This is a genomic window from Streptomyces melanosporofaciens (assembly GCF_900105695.1).
Lineage (GTDB): Bacteria > Actinomycetota > Actinomycetes > Streptomycetales > Streptomycetaceae > Streptomyces > Streptomyces antimycoticus.
The window spans coordinates 5,276,550-5,296,861 of the sequence record NZ_FNST01000002.1; the positions used below are offsets into that span (position 1 = coordinate 5,276,550).

At 71.9% G+C, this 20,312-nt stretch carries 19 protein-coding genes; 9 read left to right on the plus strand and 10 right to left on the minus strand.

Annotated elements, in window-relative coordinates; all coding sequences use genetic code 11:
* Window positions 1–6: 6 nt before the first annotated feature.
* The 5 genes from BLV72_RS25685 to BLV72_RS25705 form a co-directional block, all read right to left on the minus strand.
* Entirely contained in the window at window positions 7–1,758 is a 1,752-nt protein-coding gene (locus BLV72_RS25685; RefSeq protein WP_093465135.1) for an FAD-dependent monooxygenase, read from the minus strand.
* Between the two features lie 228 nt (window positions 1,759–1,986).
* A complete protein-coding gene (locus BLV72_RS25690; RefSeq protein ID WP_093465137.1) occupies window positions 1,987–2,931 on the minus strand; it encodes an amino acid ABC transporter permease in 945 nt (314 codons plus the stop codon).
* A complete protein-coding gene (locus BLV72_RS25695; RefSeq protein ID WP_059146744.1) occupies window positions 2,928–3,575 on the minus strand; it encodes an amino acid ABC transporter permease in 648 nt (215 codons plus the stop codon). Before BLV72_RS25695 ends, BLV72_RS25690 begins: the two co-directional genes overlap by 4 nt.
* Window positions 3,576–3,648: 73 nt before the next feature.
* Window positions 3,649–4,560, minus strand: coding sequence for a glutamate ABC transporter substrate-binding protein (locus BLV72_RS25700; protein ID WP_093470538.1), 912 nt, complete (start codon window positions 4,558–4,560; stop codon window positions 3,649–3,651).
* Window positions 4,561–4,641: 81 nt separating this feature from the next.
* Complete coding sequence (locus BLV72_RS25705; protein ID WP_059146743.1) at window positions 4,642–5,418, minus strand: amino acid ABC transporter ATP-binding protein; 777 nt, start codon at window positions 5,416–5,418, stop codon at window positions 4,642–4,644.
* 306 nt (window positions 5,419–5,724) lie between these two features.
* Here BLV72_RS25705 and BLV72_RS25710 point away from each other — a divergent pair, with 306 nt between their 5' ends.
* Both BLV72_RS25710 and BLV72_RS25715 read left to right on the plus strand, forming a co-directional pair.
* Complete coding sequence (locus BLV72_RS25710; RefSeq protein WP_093470539.1) at window positions 5,725–6,435, plus strand: response regulator transcription factor; 711 nt, start codon at window positions 5,725–5,727, stop codon at window positions 6,433–6,435.
* 18 nt (window positions 6,436–6,453) lie between these two features.
* Window positions 6,454–7,899, plus strand: a complete 1,446-nt coding sequence (locus BLV72_RS25715; protein ID WP_093465138.1) for a sensor histidine kinase — start codon at window positions 6,454–6,456, stop codon at window positions 7,897–7,899.
* Between the two features lie 60 nt (window positions 7,900–7,959).
* Here BLV72_RS25715 and BLV72_RS25720 read toward each other — a convergent pair whose 3' ends face one another.
* The 3 genes from BLV72_RS25720 to BLV72_RS25730 all read right to left on the minus strand — a co-directional run bounded on the left by BLV72_RS25720 (window position 7,960) and on the right by BLV72_RS25730 (window position 10,409).
* Window positions 7,960–8,562 carry a class I SAM-dependent methyltransferase gene (locus tag BLV72_RS25720; RefSeq protein ID WP_093465140.1) on the minus strand — a complete coding sequence of 201 codons (603 nt, stop codon included), beginning with the start codon at window positions 8,560–8,562 and terminating at the stop codon, window positions 7,960–7,962.
* A 66-nt stretch (window positions 8,563–8,628) separates the two neighbouring features.
* Complete coding sequence (locus BLV72_RS25725; protein WP_093465141.1) at window positions 8,629–9,618, minus strand: TAXI family TRAP transporter solute-binding subunit; 990 nt, start codon at window positions 9,616–9,618, stop codon at window positions 8,629–8,631.
* Window positions 9,619–9,686: 68 nt separating this feature from the next.
* Entirely contained in the window at window positions 9,687–10,409 is a 723-nt protein-coding gene (locus BLV72_RS25730) for an IclR family transcriptional regulator (protein WP_093465143.1), read from the minus strand.
* Between the two features lie 182 nt (window positions 10,410–10,591).
* Between BLV72_RS25730 and miaB the strand changes: the two genes are divergently transcribed.
* Both miaB and BLV72_RS25740 read left to right on the plus strand, forming a co-directional pair.
* Window positions 10,592–12,043 carry a tRNA (N6-isopentenyl adenosine(37)-C2)-methylthiotransferase MiaB gene (gene miaB / locus BLV72_RS25735; protein WP_244321433.1) on the plus strand — a complete coding sequence of 484 codons (1,452 nt, stop codon included), beginning with the start codon at window positions 10,592–10,594 and terminating at the stop codon, window positions 12,041–12,043.
* A gap of 22 nt (window positions 12,044–12,065) precedes the next feature.
* Window positions 12,066–12,818: a class III extradiol dioxygenase subunit B-like domain-containing protein gene (locus BLV72_RS25740; protein ID WP_093465146.1), complete on the plus strand. Its 753-nt coding sequence runs from the start codon at window positions 12,066–12,068 to the stop codon at window positions 12,816–12,818.
* 112 nt (window positions 12,819–12,930) lie between these two features.
* Here the strand turns inward: BLV72_RS25740 and BLV72_RS25745 are convergent, their stop codons facing one another.
* Together BLV72_RS25745 and BLV72_RS25750 are read right to left on the minus strand one after the other, a co-directional pair.
* Entirely contained in the window at window positions 12,931–13,173 is a 243-nt protein-coding gene (locus tag BLV72_RS25745; protein ID WP_093465147.1) for an antitoxin, read from the minus strand.
* Window positions 13,174–13,197: 24 nt separating this feature from the next.
* Window positions 13,198–13,422: a hypothetical protein gene (locus tag BLV72_RS25750; RefSeq protein ID WP_143059808.1), complete on the minus strand. Its 225-nt coding sequence runs from the start codon at window positions 13,420–13,422 to the stop codon at window positions 13,198–13,200.
* A gap of 219 nt (window positions 13,423–13,641) precedes the next feature.
* Between BLV72_RS25750 and miaA the strand changes: the two genes are divergently transcribed.
* The 5 genes from miaA (at window position 13,642) to BLV72_RS25775 (ending at window position 20,271) form a co-directional block, all read left to right on the plus strand.
* On the plus strand, window positions 13,642–14,580 hold the full coding sequence (miaA, locus tag BLV72_RS25755; RefSeq protein ID WP_093465150.1) for a tRNA (adenosine(37)-N6)-dimethylallyltransferase MiaA: 939 nt from the start codon (window positions 13,642–13,644) through the stop codon (window positions 14,578–14,580).
* A gap of 108 nt (window positions 14,581–14,688) precedes the next feature.
* Window positions 14,689–15,189: a hypothetical protein gene (locus tag BLV72_RS25760; RefSeq protein ID WP_093470540.1), complete on the plus strand. Its 501-nt coding sequence runs from the start codon at window positions 14,689–14,691 to the stop codon at window positions 15,187–15,189.
* A 144-nt stretch (window positions 15,190–15,333) separates the two neighbouring features.
* The gene (gene dapF, locus BLV72_RS25765) at window positions 15,334–16,272 is read left to right on the plus strand and encodes a diaminopimelate epimerase (RefSeq protein ID WP_093465152.1); all 939 of its coding nucleotides are present in this window, start codon (window positions 15,334–15,336) and stop codon (window positions 16,270–16,272) included.
* 136 nt (window positions 16,273–16,408) lie between these two features.
* Complete coding sequence (locus BLV72_RS25770; protein ID WP_093465153.1) at window positions 16,409–18,604, plus strand: RelA/SpoT family protein; 2,196 nt, start codon at window positions 16,409–16,411, stop codon at window positions 18,602–18,604.
* 86 nt (window positions 18,605–18,690) lie between these two features.
* Window positions 18,691–20,271 (plus strand): M1 family metallopeptidase, encoded by a 1,581-nt coding sequence (locus BLV72_RS25775; protein ID WP_244320957.1) that lies wholly within the window; start codon window positions 18,691–18,693, stop codon window positions 20,269–20,271.
* Window positions 20,272–20,312 lie beyond the last annotated feature (41 nt).

Genomic DNA, 20,312 nt, shown 5'->3' on the forward strand with positions numbered 1-20,312 from the left:
CCCGCACTACTGCCGCGCGCTCGCCTCCGCCGGTACGCCCCTGGCCGCGTTCCCGCCCCGGGCGGCGTCCGCGCACGCGTACAGCGCGCTCGGCCGCACCCCGGCCAGCGCGGCGGCGAGATGGCCGTCCGGCCGCACCAGCAGCACCGTGTGCGCCGGGGCGCCCGGATACGCCTCGGCGACCAGCAGCTCGGTGCGCAGGGGCAGCGCCGCGACGGCCGCCGCCAGCCTCGGCATCAGCCCGGCACGCATCCAGTGACGGCGGTCCCACACTCCGGTGCCGGGGGCGACCAGCACCACCAGCAGCTCCCGGCCCAGCCGCTCCCGCAGCCGTACGACCGAGCCGTCCGGCGCGGTCACCGGCACATCGGCGACCGGCGCCCCGGGCGCCGTACCCACCGTGATCGAGCCATCCGGCGGCGCCGCAGGGGCCAACGGCGAACGGTCGTAGACCGGCGGCGCGCCCAGCGGCCCCTGTCCGAGATGACCGTCGGTGAGCAGCGCGTCGTGCCCGCGCGCCCCACCGGGCCGCACGGTGCGCCGCACCGCGTGCCAGCCGCCGGCCGCCCGCACCAGCGGCAGCGCCTGGTCCGCCGCGCGCAGCCGGGCCCCCACGGCTCCGCGCCGCTCCGCCTGATAGCTGTCCAGCAGCGCCTCCGAGGCCCCGTGGTGCCAGGCCAGGGACAGTTTCCAGGCGAGGTTGTCGACGTCCCGCAGCCCCTCTTCGAGCCCCTGGGTGCCGAGCGCGCCCAGCAGATGGGCGGCGTCCCCGGCCAGGAAGGCGCGCCCCACGCGCCAGCGCAGCGCGAGCCGGTGGTGCACGGTGTGCACGCCGGTGTCCAGCAGCTCATAGGGGGGCTCGGAATCCCCGCACCACCCCGTGAGGGTGTCGCGCACCCGCACCAGCAGGGCATCGGGGGTGACGAGATCGCGGCCGGGCGGCAGCAGCCAGTCGACCCGCCACAGGCTGTGCGGCAGCGGCCGGGCGGTCACCTCGGCGTCGATGCTGCGCCAGGGCGGGGAGCGGTGCAGCACGGCCTCGCCGGGCCAGGGGAGTTCGGCGCGCAGCGCCGCGACGGCGTGCCGCTCCACCGCCGTACGGCCCGGGAAGCGCACGCCCAGGAGCTTGCGGACGGTGGACCGCGGCCCGTCGCAGCCCACCAGATAGCTGCCCCGCCACCAGGTGGCCTGGGCGCCGCGGGTGCGCACCCCGACCCCGTGGTCGTCCTGCTCCAGGCTGTCGATCCGGCTTCCCGAGACGATGCGGACGAGATCCTCGTCGCCGATGGCGGCCAGCGAGCCCCGCAGCGCCCGGGTGAGCTCATGCTGGGGCAGATGCACCGGTGAGGCCGTCGGCACCGGTGCCGCCTCGTCCTCCGGCCCGTCACCGCCAGGGGAGTCCATGGCCTCCGTAAGGCCGCCGTCCCAGCCGCCGGCGCCGCGCTGCCCGCCGAAGAGACCGCCGGTGCCGCGCTCGCCGCCGAAGAGACTGCCGGGCGTGAGGGCCACCTGCCGTACCAGCTGCCGCCGCCGCATCGTGCGCCATCCGGTCCACGGCCGCGTCCGGGCGGTGACCCGGCAGCCCAGCCGCTCCAGCAGGGCGGCGGCGTCCGGGCGCAGCACAACGGTGCGGGCCAGCCGGCTCTCCTCACCGCCCGTGGACTCGTCCAGCAGGATGACGGGCACCTCGAGGCGCGCCAGGGCGAGGGCCAGGGTGAGGCCGACCGGGCCCGCCCCGGCGACGATCACCGGGTCCACGGTGCGGTTCCTGCGGCCCTGCGGGTCGTACGTGGCGTACGGAAATTGGCAGTTGAAACCCGGTGAGCGATCACAGAAAGCATGCAACCCACTGCCGCTGCCCGCGTCAAGCGACGAAGGGCGGTGGCGCGTGCGCCACCGCCCTGGTAAGGGTTTCACTCGTCCGCCCGGCCCCCCGGACGGACCTCCGCCAGGTCCTCCCGGCCTCCCGGCCCCCCGGACGGACCCTCAGTTCGTCTTGCCGGTGGGTGCGTCCGGGGCGGAGACCGTGGAGTGGTCGACGACGTCGAGCGCGTCGGCGGCCGCCAGCGGCTGGCCCGCGTCCGCGACCCGGATGCCGGTCTTGGCACGCCGGCCGCGCCGCTCGATCCAGGTGGCGAGGGCGGAGAGGGCCAGACACATCGCGATGTAGATGGCGCCGCCGACGATGATCACCGGAACGTAGGGGTTGTCGTCGTTGACGACGATGTTGCCGGCCAGCTGCTGAAGCTGGAACAGCAGTTCCTGATAGGTGATGACATAGCCGAGGGAGGTGTCCTTCAGCGTCACCACCAGCTGGCTGATGATGGTCGGCAGCATCGCCCGTACGGCCTGCGGCACCAGGACCGTCATCATGACCTGGGTCTTGCGCATGCCCAGGGCGTAGGCGGCCTCGCCCTGGCCCCTGGGCACCGAGTTGATGCCCGCCCGCAACACCTCGGCCTGGACCGAGCCGTTGTAGACGGTCAGGCCGATGACCAGGGCCCAGAAGCCGGTGTTGTCACCGCTGAGGCCCAGATCCGACCGGTAGGTCAGGAAGAGCACCCACAGCACGTAGATGGTGATCAGCAGCGGGACGGCCCGGAACAGCTCGATGAAACCGGTCGCGAACCAGCGGACGGCCTTGTGGTCCGAGAGCCGGCCGACGGCGAGCAGGACACCGAGGACCAGCGAGAGGACCGCCGCGACCGCGAACACCTTCAAGGTGGTGACCACGCCGTCGCGGATGCTGGTCCGCACGCCCGCGTAGTTGAAGATGTCCCACATCTCGGGCGCGAACTGACCCTTGTCGTTCAGCCGCACCACGGCGAAGACGATCAGCCCGAGGACGGCCAGGCCGCCGACGACGGAGTAGATGCGGTTCCGGATGCGGGCCTTGGGACCGGGGGCGTCGTACAGGACGCTCGAGCTCATCGGGCCACCTCCAGGCGGCTCTCCAGCAGTCGGAAGAGACCGCTGATGGCGAAGGTGATGACCAGGTAGCACAGCGCGATCCACAGGAAGATCCAGCCGATCGCGAAGCCCTTGTCGCTCAGCAGCTTCGAGACGTTGAACAGTTCGGTGTTGCTGAACGCCCCGGCGATGGCCGAGTTCTTGGTGAGCGCGATGAAGATGCTGCTCATGGGGGGAATCACGGACCGGGTGGCCTGGGGGAGCACGATCAGCCGGAGGGTCTGGAAGAAGGTCATGCCCAGGCTGCGGGCGGCCTCCGCCTGGCCGAGCGGCACGGTGTTGATACCGGACCGCACGGCCTCGCAGACGAAGGACGACGTGTAGCAGCCCAGCGCCCCCATGGCGAGAACGAACGGGCTCGTTCCGGGGAAGAAGATCTGCGGGATCACGAAGAACGCGATCAGGAACAGCAGGGTCAGCGGGGTGTTGCGCAGCAGGGTGACCCACGCCGTCCCGAAGGCCCGCAGCGGCGGTATGGGCGACACCCGGAAGCCGGCTATGACAATGCCCAGGACGAGAGCCAGCGCCGCACTGGCCGCCGTGATGGAAAGGGTTCCCAGGAACCCCTCACGGAACTGGGGCAAATGATCGAGGAGTACGTTCATCGATTCTCCGCGGTAGCGGTCAGGTCAGCGGCGTGCGGAGCGCACCGGCTTCCAGGCGAACGGGGAATCCTGCTCAGTAGCGGGGCAGGGGGGTCTTCGGGGCGACGTAGGAGGAGCCGGACTTGCCGAGCGTGCCTTCGTACGCCTTCTTGTAGTCGCCGTTCTTGATGTGCTTCTCGAGCGAGTCGCTGATCGCGTCGCGGAGCGCCTTGTCGTTCTTGTTCATGCCGATGCCGTACGGCTCCTCGGTGAACGGCTTGCCGACCACGTGCAGCTTGGTGGAGCGCTGGGCGGCGTAACCCTTGAGGATCGCGTCGTCGGTGGTGACCGCGTCGACCTGGCCGTCGAGGAGCTGCTTGACGCAGAGCGAGTACTTGCTCAGCTCGGTGGTCTTGGCGCCGTACTTCGGCTTCTTGATCTCCTGGAGCGGAGTGGAGCCGACGATCGAGCAGACCTTCTTGCCCTTGATGCTGTCCGGGCCGGTGATCTTGCCCTTGTCCTCCATGCGGACCAGGAGGTCGGCGCCGGCCTGGTAGTACGGGCCCGCGAAGCCGACCTGCTTCTTGCGCTCGTCGTTGATGGTGTAGGTGCCGACGTAGTAGTCGACCTGGCCCTTGGAGATCGAGGTCTCGCGGACGTTGGAGTCCACCGTCTTGAAGGTGATCTTGTCCGCGGAGAAGCCGAGGTCGGCCGCGACCATCTTGGCGATCTCGATGTCGAAGCCGGAGCGCTTGCCCTCGGTGTCCTGGAACCCGAGGAAGGGCTGGTCGGCCTTGGCGCCGATGACGATCTTGCCGCGCTTCTGCGCCGCCTTCAGGGTCGACGAGTCGATCTTCACGTCCTTCGCGACCGTGTAGTCGCCGCTGAAGACCTCGCCGCCCTTCGGCTTGTCGCCGGCGGTGCCCTTTTCGCCGCCGCAGGCGGTCGCCGTCGCGGCCAGCGCGAGAACCACCGTGGCCGCCGCGGCCGTCTTACGAATCCTCATGGTGCCCATCCCTCTGTGTTCAGTACGTGGTCCAGATACGCAGTGGCGAACGTGCCGGCGGTCTGCCGGGCCGGCGTGGACTCAGTGGTGAAGGATCTTCGACAGGAAGTCCTTGGCCCGGTCGCTGCGGGGGTTGCTGAAGAACTGCTCCGGCTCGGCCTCTTCGACGATCCGGCCGTCGGCCATGAAGACCACCCGGTTCGCGGCGGAGCGGGCGAAGCCCATCTCGTGGGTGACGACGACCATGGTCATGCCGTCCCTGGCGAGCTGCTGCATGACCTCCAGCACCTCGTTGATCATCTCCGGGTCCAGCGCCGAGGTCGGCTCGTCGAAGAGCATCACCTTCGGGTCCATGGCCAGGGCGCGCGCGATCGCCACGCGCTGCTGCTGGCCACCGGAGAGCTGCGCGGGGTACTTGTCCGCCTGGGCGCCGACGCCCACCCGGTCGAGCAGCGTGCGGGCCTTCTCCTCGGCGGCCTTCTTGTCCGTCTTACGGACCTTGACCTGGCCCAGCATCACGTTCTCGAGCACCGTCTTGTGCGCGAAGAGGTTGAAGGACTGGAAGACCATGCCGACGTCGGCGCGCAGCCGGGCGAGCTCCTTGCCCTCCTGGGGCAGCGGCTTGCCGTCGATCGTGATGGAACCGGCGTCGATCGTCTCCAGCCGGTTGACCGTGCGGCACAGCGTCGACTTTCCGGACCCGGACGGCCCGATGACGACGACCACTTCGCCCCGACTGATGGTCAGGTCGATGTCCTGGAGCACATGCAGCGCGCCGAAGTGCTTGTTGACTCCTGACAGCGCAACCAACGCGTTCGCCACTGGTGCGGCGTCCTTGGTCACCGATACTTCGCTCATCGGCGTCTCGCTCCGTCCTCCTCGGTTGGGAGGACAGTAGTGACCTGCTGCGACCAGCGTCATTACATCTGAGCTGAAATTGAGGATAACGATATGGCTGCGGCGTGACACGCTGCGTGAACGAGACGACGCGCGCCGTACCGGCTGCATAACGGAAACCGGTGTGTGACCGAATGCGTCTTGACGGGTGCCCCTCGATCGGGGTGGATGCCCTGTGGCCATGTTCGTGGCCGTATTCGAAGCCATGGTGACGGGGGCGCGTACGAGACGCGTCTCCGCTGGTACGGGAAGGTGGCGGAGGGGCTGGTGAGACTTCTGCTCGTCGAGGACGACAACCACGTCGCCGCGGCCCTGTCCGCCATCCTCGCCCGGCACGGTTTCGAGGTCACCCACGCCCGCAGCGGCGAGGAGGCGCTCCAGGCGCTGCTGCCCGACTCCGGCGCGCCCTTCGGCGTCGTACTCCTCGACCTCGGTCTGCCCGACCAGGACGGTTTCGAGGTGTGCGGCAAGATCCGCAAGCGCACCGCCACCCCCGTGATCATGGTGACCGCGCGCGCCGATGTGCGCTCGCGGATACACGGGCTCAATCTCGGCGCCGACGACTATGTGGTCAAGCCGTACGACACCATGGAGCTGCTCGCCCGCATCCACGCCGTCAGCCGCCGCACCGCCGCCCAGGACACGGGCCATGGCGCCGACGAGTCCCCGGACGGCCCCCATCCGCCGCTGCGGCTCGGCCCGGTGACCATCGAGCTGCCCACCCGCCAGGTCTCGGTCAACGGCACGACCGTCTCGCTCACCCGTAAGGAGTTCGATCTGCTCGCCCTGCTCGCCCAGCGCCCCGGCGTCGTCTTCCGCCGGGAGCAGATCATCAGCGAGGTCTGGCGCACCAGTTGGGAGGGGACGGGGCGCACCCTGGAGGTCCATGTCGCCTCCCTGCGCTCCAAACTGCGGATGCCCGCCCTGATCGAGACGGTGCGCGGGGTGGGCTACCGCCTCGTCGCCCCGGCCCACTGAGCGACCGGGACTCCCCAGGTGCGCACCCGACTCCTCCCGCTTCTCATCGTCCTTATGGCGGGCGTGCTGCTCGCGCTCGGCTTCCCGCTCGCCGGGAGCGTGGCCGCCCGGGAGCAGCAGCGGGTGGTCGTCGACCGGATCGACGACACCGCGCGCTTCGCCGCGCTCGCCCAGTTCGTCACCGCCGGGCCGACGGAGGCGGTCGGCGCCGAGGGGGACGAGCGGCTGGACACCCTGCGCGCCGAGCTCAAGCGCTACCACGATCTGTACGGCATCCGGGCCGGGGTCTTCTACCGGGACCGGGACGCGCCGCCCATGGCCGAGGCGCCCGGCAGCTGGCGGCTGCCGGACACGGGCGAGAGCGCCCGGGCGTTCGACGAGGCCCTCGCCGGGCGCCGCAGCCACGATCCGCCCCAGGTGTGGCCCTGGCAGCGGGGCAGGCTCACCGTCGCCTCCCCCGTGGTCCGCGACGGGGACGTGGTGGCCGTCGTCGTCACCGACTCGCCCACCGGCCAGATGCGATCGCGGACCCTGCACGGCTGGCTGGTCATCGGCGCGGGCGAAGGCGCCGCGATGCTGCTGGCCGTGGGGGCCGCCTTCCGGCTGACCGGATGGGTGCTGCGGCCCGTGCGCGTCCTGGACACCGCGACCCACGACATCGCGACCGGGCGGATGCAGTCACGTGTCGCGGCCGCCTCGGGGCCCCCGGAACTGCGGCGGCTCGCCCGCTCGTTCAACGAGATGGCCGACAATGTCGAACAAGTCCTGGAGCAGCAGCGGGCGTTCGTCGCCGACGCCTCCCACCAGCTGCGCAACCCCCTCTCCGCGCTGTTGCTGCGCATCGAGCTGCTGGCGCTGGAGCTGCCGGACGGCCATGAGGAGATCGCCTCGGTGCGTGCGGAGGGCAAGCGCCTGGCCAGCGTCCTGGACGATCTGCTCGACCTCGCCCTGGCCGAGCACTCCGCAGCCGATCTGCGGCTCACCGATATCGCGGAGCTGGCGACCGACCGGGTGAACGCCTGGCTTCTGGTGGCCGAGCGGGAGGAGGTCGGGCTCGCCTACACCGGCCCCGCCGCCATCACCGGCTGGGCCGACCCGGTGGCCCTGTCCAGCGCGCTGGACGCCGTCGTCGACAACGCACTGAAGTTCACGCCCGAGGGGGCACATGTGGAGGTCTCGGCGCGCACGGAGGGCGACACCGTCGCGATCGTCGTCGCCGACGGCGGCCCGGGCCTCACCGAGGACGAACTCGCCCGGGTCGGCGACCGCTTCTGGCGCAGCAGCCGCCACCAGAACATCTCGGGTTCGGGTCTGGGCCTGTCCATCACCCGCGCCCTGCTCGCGGCGGGCGGGGGCACGATCGACTACGCCCCCAACGAGCCCCGCGGGCTGCGCGTGACCATCACCGTCCCGCGCACCGGACCGGGTGAGCAGGTGAAGGGACCGGGCCCGGTGAGGACGTGAAGACCGTAAGGACGTGAGGAAGACCGTAAGGACGGGCGGCGCAGCGGGCCACAAGCCCGCTCAGCCCTGCGGCTTGCGCCAGATGATGCTGTAACGCCACAGGAGATGACGGCGGTACAGCGAGCCGGGCAGGATCTCGGCGGCCATCGCCCGCATCTCCGGGTACGTCACCGGCGGCGGCCACACGATGGGCGACGGGTGGTGCCACAGCCCTTTCCTTGCGCGGTGGACGGCACCGACGGTCACACCGGCGAGGATGTGCGGCAGGTCTTTGGGCAGGGTGTTACGGGCGAGGCCGACGACGGCCAGGACACCGCCGGGCCGCAGCAGGTCGCGCATCCGGGCCAGCCCGGTGGCGCCGTCCATGTGGTGCAGGGCGGCCACCGACGCGATGACGTCGAACGAGGCGGGCTCGAAGGGATGGCTCAGGAAGTCGCCGAGGATGTAGTCGACATCGTCCCGGTACGCGCGGCCCAGCTCGATACTGGCCGCGTCGAGGTCGATGGCGGTGACGTGCGGCACGGCCCGCCGCAGTTCGCGGGCGAGCATGCCCTCGCCGCAGCCGACGTCGAGGGCGCGCCGGGCGCCGTCGGGGACCGCGCCGAGGATACGGGGGTGGTAGTGGATGTTGTTGTTCCACCGCCTGCCGTTCTTCACAGTCATAGGAGGATCCTGCCGGACCTTCCGGCGGGGCCTCGGCGGTTTCGGCCGACCCCGGACGTGGCCCGGCTACGGCTTGACCGAGCGGTAATAGCGCGCCGCGCCCTTGTGGAGGGCGAGCGGATCGGTGAAGACGGCGGTCCGCAGGTCCACCTTCTGCGCGGCGTGCACCTTCGCCCCGATGCGGTCCCGGTTCTCTATCACCGTGCGGGTGACGCCCTCCGCCAGATCGGGGTCGACCCGGTCGGTGGTGACCAGGAGGTTCGGTACGGCGATCGTCTTGACCGGCTCCGGCCTGCGTATCTCCTCGTACGCGTCGGCGGGCACGGTGGCCGCCCGGTAGTAACGCGTCACCCCGCCCTGCCGGTGCAGCGGGCCGGTGAGGTCGCCGAGCTGGACGAGCCGGATCGGGTAGGCGTGGGCCAGGGTGCGCACCGCGGTGGTCGGCAGCCCGCCCGACCAGAAGAAGGCGTCGAGCTTGCCCTGCCGCAGCAGCCTCGGCATGGCGTCGATGCCGACCCGCTCCGCCCGGATGTCCCGATTGAAGTCGAGCCCGGCGGCCTTGATCAGCGCCCGGGTGATCAGCTGCACGCCCGAGCCGTCGTCGCCCACGCCCACCCGAAGATGCTTCAGGTCGCGAGCCGATCGCACGGAGGAGCCCCTGGGCACGACCAGCTGCATGTAGTCGTCGTACAGCCGGGCACAGGCCCGCAGCCGCCCCGCGCCCTCGCCCTGGTAGGCGGCGACGGCGTCGGTGGCGGCGATGGCGAAGGTGGCCCTGCCCCGGGCCAGCCGTTCGACGTTGTCCGGGGATCCCCTGGTCTGTTCCAGCCGTACATCGACATCGGGGAGGTCCCGGGCGAGGTCCCGCTCGAGCATCCGGCCATAGGTGTCGTAGACCCCGGTGGAGACCCCGGTCGCGAAGGTCGCCCGGCCGCTGGGGGAGGGGCCGCCGCCCACCGCCAGCAGCCACCACAGCAGCAGCCCCAGGGCGACGAGGCCCGCGGCGGCGGACTGCAGGGCACGGCGCCGGTCCAGGCGCGGAAGGGTGACGGCCATGGCGAGGATCCTGCCAGCCCCGCTCCCGGGACGGGAGGGGCGAGCCGCGGATCCCGCCGGGCACTCGGTCACGTGCCGGACCGCAGGGCCCTCGACAGTCCCAGGGCCGCGGTCCGGACGGCCGGGGCCAGCTGCGCGGGCCGGAAGCGGCTGCGGGGTACGGCCACCGACAGCGCCGCCACCGCCGTCGGCCCGTCGAAGACGGGAGCCGCGATACAGCTGACCCCCGGAGCCGCTTCTTCCTCCTCGTAGGCCAGACCCGCGACCTGGGCCTGCTCGATGGCCGTGCGCAGCCGGTCCGGATCGGTGATCGACTGGGGGGTGAGACGGGGCAGGGACGCGGCCAGGACGTCCTCGACCAGCTCGGAGCCCGAGAACGCCAGGAGCGCCTTACCGACGCCGGTGCAGGTCAGGGGCAGTCGGCCGCCGATGCGGGACGGCAGCCGAAGGGCGTCGTGGCCGTGGATGCGCTCGACATAGACCACCTCGTGGCCCTCGCGCACCCCGAGGTGCACGGTCTCGTGGGTGGCCTCGAAGAGGTCCTGCAGAAACGGCAGCGCGGCCTCCCGCAGATCGCGTCGGCGCGGGACGAGCGAGCCCAGTTCGAACAGAGCCCCGCCGAGCCGGTAGGTCTCGGCATCCCGTTCGAGCAGGCCCAGACGGACCAGATCGGCGCAGAGCCGGAAGGCGGTGGTCTTGGCCAGCCCGGTACGCGCGGACAGTTCTGTGAGACGGAACGCGCCGCCGTCGGGCCGGAAGCAGTCGAGGACCGCCACTGCCTTGTCGAGCATATTGCCTTGGGAACTGTTCCGTGTCATGGAACATAGTGTGCCGAGGGGTGCCCGGACCACCGCCAGGCAGGGGGGCTTCTGTGAGCGCCTACCCTTGATGCGTGACCATCAGCAGCGACCGGAGCCCGGCAGTGGACGTTCAAGCACCCAAGAGCTACGAGATCCGCACCTACGGGTGCCAGATGAATGTCCACGACTCCGAGCGGCTCTCGGGCCTGCTGGAGGAGGCGGGCTTTGTCCGCGCTCCCGAGGGCACCGGCGAGGGCGAGGCCGACATCGTCGTCTTCAACACCTGCGCGGTGCGGGAGAACGCCGACAACCGCCTCTACGGCAACCTCGGCCGGCTCGCGCCGATGAAGGCGCGGCGGCCGGGCATGCAGATCGCCGTCGGCGGCTGTCTGGCCCAGAAGGACCGCGACACCATCGTCAAGAAGGCCCCCTGGGTCGATGTGGTCTTCGGCACCCACAACATCGGCAGTCTGCCGGTGCTGCTGGAGCGCGCCCGCGTCCAGGAGGAGGCCCAGGTCGAGATCGCCGAGTCCCTGGAAGCCTTCCCCTCCACCCTTCCGACGCGGCGCGAGTCCGCGTACGCCGCGTGGGTCTCCATCTCGGTGGGCTGCAACAACACCTGCACCTTCTGCATCGTCCCGGCGCTGCGCGGCAAGGAGAAGGACCGCCGCCCCGGCGACATCCTCGCCGAAGTGGAGACCCTGGTCGCCGAGGGCGTCACCGAGATCACCCTGCTCGGCCAGAACGTGAACGCGTACGGCTCCGACATCGGTGACCGCGAGGCGTTCAGCAAGCTGCTGCGCGCCTGCGGGAAGGTCGAAGGCCTGGAGCGGGTCCGGTTCACCTCGCCGCATCCGCGTGACTTCACCGACGACGTGATCTCCGCCATGGCGGAGACGGAGAACGTGATGCCGCAGCTGCACATGCCGCTGCAGTCCGGCTCGGACACCGTGCTCAAGGCGATGCGCCGCTCGTACCGGCAGGAGCGCTACCTCGGCATCATCGAGAAGGTGCGCGCCGCCATGCCGGACGCCGCCATCTCGACCGACATCATCGTCGGCTTCCCCGGTGAGACGGAGGAGGACTTCGAGCAGACGCTGCACGTGGTGCGCGAGGCGCGATTCGCGCAGGCGTTCACCTTCCAGTACTCCAAGCGGCCCGGGACGCCCGCCGCCGAGATGGCCGGCCAGGTGCCCAAGGCGGTCGTCCAGGAGCGCTACGAGCGGCTGGTCGCGCTCCAGGAGGAGATCTCCTGGGAGGAGAACAAGAAGCAGGTCGGGCGCACGCTGGAGGTGCTGGTCGCCGAGGGTGAAGGCCGTAAGGACGACGCCACGCGGCGGCTGTCCGGCCGCGCCGCCGACAACCGCCTGGTGCACTTCGCCCGGCCCGATGAGCCGGTGCGCCCCGGCGACGTCGTCACCGTCGACATCACCTACGCCGCGCCGCACCATCTGCTGGCCGAGGGCCCGGCCCGGGGCGTGCGGCGCACCCGTGCCGGAGACGCCTGGGAGCGGCGGAACGCAGCCGGGGAGAAGAAGCCCGCGGGGGTGATGCTGGGCCTGCCGACGGTGGGCGCCCCGCCGTCGCCGCCGGCCGCGCCCGCCGCGGGCTGCGGCTGCGACTGAGCGCCCGGCTAGGCTGACGATCATGCTGATCGCCGCCGCCGTCTGCCCGTGTCCGCCGCTGCTGGTGCCCGAGGTCGCCGCCGGAGCCGCTCCCGAGCTGGACGGGCTGCGCGCGGCATGCGCCGAGGCCGTCCGCGCCCTCGCGGCGGCGCGTCCGGAGCGCCTGATCGTGGTGGGGCCCGCCGAGCGCGCCGGGCGCGGACCGCATGCGCAGGGCGCGGCCGGATCGTTCCGCGGCTTCGGCGTGGAGGTGGAGGTGCGGCTGGCCGCGCCGCCGGCGGACGGGGCGTCCGGGGGCGACGATGCAGCGGGGCAGGCCCCCTCGCCCTCGCTGCCACTGTCGCTGGCGGTCGCCGCCTGGTTGCTGGAGCACGCGGGGTGGGACCCGGCGGTGCCCGTCGAGGGGCTGGGTGTGGGGGAACCTCTCGCGGCCGAGCGGTGTATTGAAGTTGGAAGGGAGCTCGCCGGGCGGGCGGAGCGAATGGCGTTGCTGGTGATGGGCGACGGCACCGCATGCCGCACGCTGAAGGCGCCGGGCTATCTCGACGAGCGGGCGGCCCCGTTCGACGCCGAGGTGGCGCGGGCGCTGGCGGCCGCCGACACCGGGGCGCTGGCCGCGCTCGACGAGGAGTTGGCGTACGAGCTCCAGGCGGCGGGCCGCGCGCCGCTGCAGGTGCTCGCGGGGGCGGCCGAGGGGGCGCCTCTGAAGGGGGAGTTGCGGTATGACGAAGCGCCGTACGGCGTGGGGTATTTCGTGGCGAGCTGGTCGTCGTAGCCCGCTCGCGGCCGTGGAGCGTCCGCTCCACGGCCGCGTACCGGCGGGGCCGGCCGGTCTGGGCCCGGCGTCGCCCGCCCCCGACTTGGGCGCCGTCCTGGCCTGGCCGGCTTTATTCGTCGCGCTTGCGCTTGGGCTTGTCCTCTTCCATGTGCGAAAGGCGGTTGAGAGCGCCCTTCGCCTTGCCCCTGCCAGTCTCGATCTTGGCGCTGTACTTGCCCTTGGTCCTGGTGTCGACCGTCTTGGCCGCCTTCTCCAGGCCCCGCTCGATCCTGGCCTCGTGCTGCTGCGCAAGGCTGCCGGCCTTGCCCTTCATCTGACCGGCCTTGGCCTTGAGATTGTCCATCAGCCCCATGTGCCACCTACCCTCGTCGGCTGCCTATGTGCGGGTGCTCCCACCGGTCTCGCTGTCGGCCGCCTGGGCCGCGGACTGCTGCTTGGGGAGTCCGGCGCCTTCACCCGCCGGGCTCTCCTTCCCGCTCCGCGCGGTTTCAGCCCCGTCGCCGGTCCCGGACGCGGCCTCCGCCGTCATGGCGTCGGCAGCGACCTGGGTGTCCCGTGCGGACGGTGCCTTCTCGGACGAGCGGCTCGCCTCCTTCGGCACATGACGATCGCGACGAAACCTGGAAAACACGCCCATAACCACTCCATACCTTACTCGTGCGGGGGAAATCCCGTGCCGCTCGGAGCGTTCCCTTGCGCCGCGCGCGGAGGCCGATGAGCTGAACCGGCCCCCGGAACCTCGCAAGCGGGCAACGAACCCGTCGGTGCCCCGTCACGTCGCTCATTCGAGGAGGCCCCCGGCGTTTGCGAGACTGGCCCGGTGAATACTGCAGGCCACCCGCCGCGAGTCATCGCCGTCGTCGGCCCCACCGCGGCCGGAAAGTCCGATCTGGGCGTCGCGCTCGCCAGACATCTCGACGGCGAGGTCGTCAACGCCGACTCCATGCAGCTCTACCGGGGCATGGACATCGGCACCGCCAAGCTGACGGAGGACGAGCGGCAGGGGGTCCCACACCGGCTGTTGGACATCTGGGACGTCACCCAGACCGCGAGCGTCGCCGAGTACCAGCGGCTGGCCCGGGCCGAGATGGACCGCCTGCTCGACGAGGGCCGCACTCCCATCCTGGTCGGCGGATCCGGCCTCTACATCCGCGGGGCCATCGACGCGCTGGAGTTCCCGGGCACCGACCCCGCCGTCCGGGCCCGGCTCGAGGCCGAGCTGGAGGAGCGGGGCTCCGGGGCCCTGCATGCCCGGCTCGCCGCCGCCGACCCCGAGGCGGCGCGCGCGATCCTGCCCAGCAATGGCCGCAGGGTGGTCCGGGCGCTGGAGGTCATCGAGATCACGGGCCGCCCCTTCACCGCCAATCTGCCCGGGCATGAGGCGGTCTACGACACGCTCCAGATCGGCGTCGACGTCGAGCGGCCCGAGCTGGATACGCGGATCGCCCTGCGGGTGGACCGGATGTGGGACGCCGGGCTGGTCGAGGAGGTCCGTCTGCTGGAGGCCGCCGGGCTGCGCTCGGGCCGTACCGCCTCCCGCGCCCTCGGCTATCAGCAAGTGCTCGCCTCGCTCGCGGAGGAGTGCACCGAGGAGGAGGCGAGGGCCGAAACCGTGCGCGCCACCAAGCGGTTCGCGCGCCGCCAGGATTCCTGGTTCCGCCGCGATCCCCGGGTGCACTGGCTCAGCGGAGCCGCCGACCGCAGAGGGGAACTCCTGGCGAGCGCGCTCGCGTTGGTTGAACGGGCGGTCACAGCCTGATCACGTCATGGCATCGGGACGCTCAGCTCGTCATTCGGGCCCCGGCGGGCATGCCATCATCAAGCTCCGATCGTGCCGTGGTGTCTGGAGTTGGGAGGGCGTGTGGCGATGGAGGCCGGCCCTCGCGACGCATCGCAGCAATCGCCGCACGGAGACGCGGGGCCGCTGACCCCCGACGGCCCCGATGAGGCCGGAGGAGCGCTCCACGAACCCGGCGCACCGGTCCTCGAGGACGGCTCCGAGGACCCGGACGGCGCGGGATCCGTCTCCGGGGAGTCCTTCCGGGAGCTGCGCCCGCCGCGTCGGCTGCGGATCTGGCAGATCGCGCCGATCGTCGGCCTCGCCATCCTCGGCTCGCTGATGTTCGCCTTCCCGCTCGCCTTCGAGTTCGGCGACGGAGGGGCGGTCGTGGCCATGCTCGGCCTGCTGCTGAGCTGCTGCGCGGCGGGCTGGGGCCTGATGGCCGCCCGCCGGGTGGGCTACACCTGGCCGGGCCTTCCCCCCAGAGGCTCCGGACGCCGCCCGGACTGGCGCTTCGTCGTCCTCTACGTGGCGATCGTGGCCCTGCTGGCCGCCCTCACCTTCTGGCGGGTGGCCCGCCTCCGCTAGACCCCCTCCGGCGCATCCTCGCGGCCTTACGGCGCCCGGCACGGCGCCTCGCGGCGGTGCGCTCGTCGCGGCCCTGCGGCCCGCCCGGCACCGACGGCCCGGGCACGGCGGGACGGCGCACGCGGTCCCCCGTAGGATCGAGGGATGAGCACCGCACCACGGCTGTCCTTCCTCAAGGGTCACGGCACCGAGAACGACTTCGTCATCGTCCCCGACCTGGACGGCAGCCTGGAGCTGTCCGCGGCCGCCGTCGCCCGGATCTGCGACCGCCGCGCCGGTATCGGCGGTGACGGGCTGATCCGCGTCGTGCGCGCCTCGGCCCACCCCGAGGCGCGGGCCATGGCCGACCAGGCCGAGTGGTTCATGGACTACCGCAACAGCGACGGCAGCATCGCCGAGATGTGCGGCAACGGAGTCCGCGTCTTCGCCCGGTATCTGCAGCGGGCCGGGCTCGCCGAGGCGGGCGATCTCGCGGTCGCCACCCGGGCCGGGGTGCGCCGGGTCCACATCGCCAAGGACGCCGGTGACGCCGCGCGGCCGGGCGAGGCCACGGCGCGGTCCGAAGGCCCGATCACCGTGGTGATGGGCGAGGCCACGCTGCCCGGGCCCGGCCCCGGCCCCGAGGCGGAGATCACGGTCACGGTCGGTGAGCACAGCTGGCCCGCCCGCAACGTGAACATGGGCAACCCGCACGCGGTCGCCTTCGTCGACGATCTCGCCCAGGCCGGTGATCTGCTGGCGGCCCCCGCCGTGCGCCCCGCCTCCGCGTACCCCCACGGCACCAATGTCGAGTTCGTCGTCGACCGCGGCCCGCGCCATGTCGCGATGCGCGTGCATGAGCGCGGTTCCGGTGAGACTCGCTCCTGCGGCACCGGCGCCTGCGCCGTGATGGTGGCCGCGGCGCGCCGTGACGGGGCCGACCCGGCGGTGACCGGCCACCCCGTCACGTACACCGTGGACGTCCCCGGAGGGCGCCTTGTGATCAGTGAACGGCCGGACGGTACGGTGGAGATGACCGGCCCTGCCGTGATCGTGGCCGAGGGGGAACTGGATCCCGCTTGGCTGGGCACGGACCTCGGCTGACAGTTCCCTCGAATGGGTGATCCGTTTCACTCTGGGCGAGAGCCGGTCGGCCGTGCGTGATGGGCTCGATAGCATCAAGCACCGGCCCCGGGGAGCACCCACGCCGGTTGACGCTCGACGCCGCCGGAGGTTGCCCATGAGCGCAGAGGCCACCGACCAGGCCCCGTTCGGCCGCAGGCGCGGTCTCCCCCGCATCGACCTGCGCAATCTCCGCAGGTTCAGCCGGGCGGCCCTGCTGGGCCCGGCCTCCCGCGGCCGGCTGCCGGACGCGATCGAGCATGTGGCCAAGGTCCACCGCGCACACCATCCCGGAGCCGATCTGGATGTGCTCCGCAAGGCGTATGTCCTGGCCGAGTCCTCCCACCGCGGCCAGATGCGCAAGAGCGGTGAGCCGTACATCACCCATCCGCTGGCCGTCACGCTGATCCTCGCCGAACTGGGCGCCGAGACCACTACGTTGACCGCCTCGCTGCTCCACGACACCGTCGAGGACACCGAGGTGACCCTCGATCAGGTGGGGGAGGAGTTCGGCGAGGAGGTCCGCTATCTCGTCGACGGTGTCACCAAGTTGGAGAAGGTCGACTACGGCGCGGCGGCCGAGCCCGAGACCTTCCGCAAGATGCTCGTGGCCACGGGCAACGACGTCCGGGTGATGTCGATCAAACTCGCCGACCGGCTGCACAACATGCGCACCCTCGGCGTGATGCGCCCCGAGAAACAGGTGCGCATCGCCAAGGTCACCCGCGATGTGCTGATCCCGCTCGCCGAGCGGCTCGGGGTGCAGGCGCTCAAGACCGAGCTGGAGGACCTGGTCTTCGCCATCCTCCACCCCGAGGAGTACGCGCAGACCCGCGAGCTCCTCCAGGCCCACGCCGGGCGCCCCGACCCGCTGACCCGCGCCGCCGAGGACGTCCGGGGCGTGCTCCACGAGGCCGGCATCACCGCCGAAGTCCTGGTCCGGCCGCGGCACTTCGTCTCCGTCCACCGGGTCGGGATCAAGCGCGGTGAGCTGACCGGCACCGACCTCGGCCGCCTCCTCGTCCTCGTCTCCGACGACGCGGACTGCTACGCGGTCCTGGGCGAACTGCACACCTGCTTCACCCCGGTGATCTCGGAGTTCAAGGACTTCATCGCGGTCCCCAAGTTCAACCTCTACCAGTCGCTGCACACGGCCGTGGCCGGGCGCGACGGCGAGGTCACCGAGGTCCTCATCCGCACCCATCAGATGCACCGGGTCGCGGAGGCCGGGGTGATCGCCCTCGGCAATCCGTACACCCCGACGGAGGGCGCCGACGCCCCCGAGGGCGAGCGGGCCGACCCGACCCGCCCCGGCTGGCTGTCCCGGCTGCTCGACTGGCAGAGCGCCACCCCGGACCCCGACCTCTTCTGGACCTCGCTCCGTGACGAGCTCGCCCAGGACCGGGAGATCACGGTCTTCCGCTCCGACGGCGGGACGCTCGGCCTGCCCGCGGGCGCGAGCTGCGTGGACGCCGCGTACGCCCTGTACGGCGAGGACGCCCACTCCTGTATCGGCGCCCGGGTCAACGGCCGGATCGCGACCCTGAGCACGGTGCTGCGCGACGGCGACACCCTGCAGCTGCTGATGGCAGGCGACAGCCGGGACGCCGCCTCCCACGGCCCCTCGCCGGAGTGGCTCGACCACGCCCGCACCCCGGCCGCCCGCATCGCCATCAACCGCTGGCTGGCCGCCCACCCGGCGCCGCAGCCCGCGCAGCACGAGTCCCGAGAGCCTGAGGCGGAGTCCGCCGCCACGCTCGCCGGCCAGGACGCGCAGGGCTCGCAGGCTTCGCAGGGCGGCGAGACCGCCGTCCCCGCGGCCGGGGCGGTCCGCCCCGAGGGGGGCATCATCGTCGACCGGCCCGGCGCGACCGTACGGCTCGCCCGCTGCTGCACCCCCGTGCCGCCCGACGCGGTCACCGGCTTCGCGGTCCGCGGCGGGGCCGTCACCGTGCACCGCGAGCGGTGCCCCGGGGTGGCGCGGATGATCGCGGCCGGGCGCACGGCCGTCGGGGTGCGCTGGGCGGACGAGGACGACGGAGACGGAGGCGGCGACTATCGCGTGACCCTCTTCGCGGAGGCGTTCAGCAGGCCGCATCTGCTCGCGGATCTCACCGAGGCCATCGCCGCCGAGGGCGCGGAGGTGGTCGCGGCCGCCGTCGAACCGCCCCGTGAGCAGCGCGTCCGGCACACCTACACGCTCCAGCTGCCCGACGCGGGCAGGCTGCCGACGCTGATGCGGGCCATGCGGAACGTCCCCGGGGTCTATGACGTGACCCGCGAGGGCCGCAGCATGGCCGCGGCGCGCTCTTGAGCGCCGCCCGGTCCGCCTGAACTCCTTCGGGTGGATCAAAGCCGGGAGCGACTGCGCCGGTGCCGGGGCGCTGGTAGCCGTAGGGCATGACGTTTTCTTCGGGGCGCCGCCCCTGGCCGCCGCGCACCGGGCGCCGCAGGACCGCGCTGGTGGCCGCGGCCATGGCCGCCGTCTTCCTCGCGGTCGGCCCCTCCTCCGCCGCGGGGCCGGTATCGTCCACGCACCCCGGGCCCCTGGGCATCGGCGACCCCCTCTTCCCGGAGCTCGGCAACCCCGGGTACGACGTCGCGGCGTACGACATCGCGTTCGACTATCGCCGCCAGGACCGGCCGCTCGACGCCGTCACCACCATCGACGCCCACGCCACCGCCCCCCTGCGTACCGTCAACCTCGACTTCGCCCAGGGTGTCGTGGACTGGGTGCGGGTCGACGGGGCCCGGGCCCGGTTCGTGACGGCCGGTGAGGACCTGGTGGTCACGCCGTCCGCCCCGCTCCGTAAGGGCGCCGCATTCCGGATCACCGTCCACCACACCAGCGATCCACAGGGCGGCACCAACGGCGGCTGGGTCCGCACCAGCGACGGGCTGGTCATGGCCAACCAGGCCAACGCCGCCCACCGGGTCTTCCCCTGCAACGACCACCCCGCCGACAAGGCCCGCTTCACCTTCCGGATCACCGCTCCGAAGAGCCTTACGGTCGTCGCGGGCGGTCTTCCCGGACTGCGCATCCGCAAGGGATCGCGGACCATCTGGACGTACCGCCTCGCCCATCCCATGGCCACCGAACTGGCGCAGATCTCCATCGGCCGCTCCGCCGTGCCGCGCCGCGCCGGGCCCCATGGGCTGCCGGTGCGCGACGTCGTACCCGCGGCGGACCGCGCACGGCTGGAGAAGTGGCTCGCGCGCACTCCCGGACAGCTGGCCTGGATGGAGAAGAAGGCCGGGCGCTACCCGTTCGAGAACTACGGCGTCCTGATCGCCCACGCCACCACCGGCTTCGAGCTGGAGACACAGACGCTCTCCCTCTTCGAGCGCGATCTGTTCACCAGCGAGGAGCTGCCGCGGTGGTACATCGAATCGATCATGGTGCACGAGCTGGCGCACCAGTGGTTCGGCGACAGCGTCAGCCCGCGCCGCTGGTCCGATCTGTGGCTCAACGAGGGGCACGCGACCTGGTACGAGGCGCTGTACGCCGATGAGCGCGGTAAGGCGAGCCTGGAGCGGCGGATGCGCAAGGCGTACGAGCAGTCCGACGCCTGGCGGGCCGAGGGCGGGCCGCCCGCGGCCCCCAAGCCGGCCGACTCCGGTCAGCAGATCGGCATCTTCCGCCCGGTCGTCTACGACGGCAGCGCGCTGGTGCTGTACGCACTGCGGCAGCGGATCGGCCGGACCGCCTTCGACCGGCTGGAGCGGGAATGGGTGCTCCGCCACCGCGATGGAGTGGCCTCGACCGCCGACTTCATCCGGCTGGCCTCCCACGTGGCGGGTCGCGACCTGAGCGGATTCCTCCGTCCCTGGCTGTACGGCAAGAAGACGCCGCCGATGCCGGGACACGCCGACTGGCGGCCGACGGCGAAGGAGAGCACGAAGGGCGCCGCGCTGCCGGGCGCCCGGGCAGGGCGGCATGCGGTGCGTTACGCGGTGCCATGGGCCGTGAAACCAGGGTGACGGCCCGGCCGCCGCGTGCGACCATCATGGAGTCGGCGTCG

What these genes read in the sequence shown, in the direction of transcription:
- BLV72_RS25720 (WP_093465140.1), bottom strand. Translation starts at nt 8,562, where the DNA reads ATGACTGTGAAGAACGGCAGGCGGTGGAACAACAACATCCACTACCAC.
- dapF (WP_093465152.1), top strand. Translation starts at nt 15,334, where the DNA reads ATGAGCACCGCACCACGGCTGTCCTTCCTCAAGGGTCACGGCACCGAG.
- miaB (WP_244321433.1), top strand. Translation starts at nt 10,592, where the DNA reads ATGAATGTCCACGACTCCGAGCGGCTCTCGGGCCTGCTGGAGGAGGCG.
- BLV72_RS25775 (WP_244320957.1), top strand. Translation starts at nt 18,691, where the DNA reads ATGACGTTTTCTTCGGGGCGCCGCCCCTGGCCGCCGCGCACCGGGCGC.
- BLV72_RS25760 (WP_093470540.1), top strand. Translation starts at nt 14,689, where the DNA reads ATGGAGGCCGGCCCTCGCGACGCATCGCAGCAATCGCCGCACGGAGAC.
- BLV72_RS25700 (WP_093470538.1), bottom strand. Translation starts at nt 4,560, where the DNA reads ATGAGGATTCGTAAGACGGCCGCGGCGGCCACGGTGGTTCTCGCGCTG.
- BLV72_RS25730 (WP_093465143.1), bottom strand. Translation starts at nt 10,409, where the DNA reads ATGCTCGACAAGGCAGTGGCGGTCCTCGACTGCTTCCGGCCCGACGGC.
- BLV72_RS25745 (WP_093465147.1), bottom strand. Translation starts at nt 13,173, where the DNA reads ATGGGGCTGATGGACAATCTCAAGGCCAAGGCCGGTCAGATGAAGGGC.
- BLV72_RS25690 (WP_093465137.1), bottom strand. Translation starts at nt 2,931, where the DNA reads ATGAGCTCGAGCGTCCTGTACGACGCCCCCGGTCCCAAGGCCCGCATC.
- BLV72_RS25695 (WP_059146744.1), bottom strand. Translation starts at nt 3,575, where the DNA reads ATGAACGTACTCCTCGATCATTTGCCCCAGTTCCGTGAGGGGTTCCTG.
- BLV72_RS25705 (WP_059146743.1), bottom strand. Translation starts at nt 5,418, where the DNA reads ATGAGCGAAGTATCGGTGACCAAGGACGCCGCACCAGTGGCGAACGCG.
- BLV72_RS25740 (WP_093465146.1), top strand. Translation starts at nt 12,066, where the DNA reads ATGCTGATCGCCGCCGCCGTCTGCCCGTGTCCGCCGCTGCTGGTGCCC.
- BLV72_RS25770 (WP_093465153.1), top strand. Translation starts at nt 16,409, where the DNA reads ATGAGCGCAGAGGCCACCGACCAGGCCCCGTTCGGCCGCAGGCGCGGT.
- BLV72_RS25725 (WP_093465141.1), bottom strand. Translation starts at nt 9,618, where the DNA reads ATGGCCGTCACCCTTCCGCGCCTGGACCGGCGCCGTGCCCTGCAGTCC.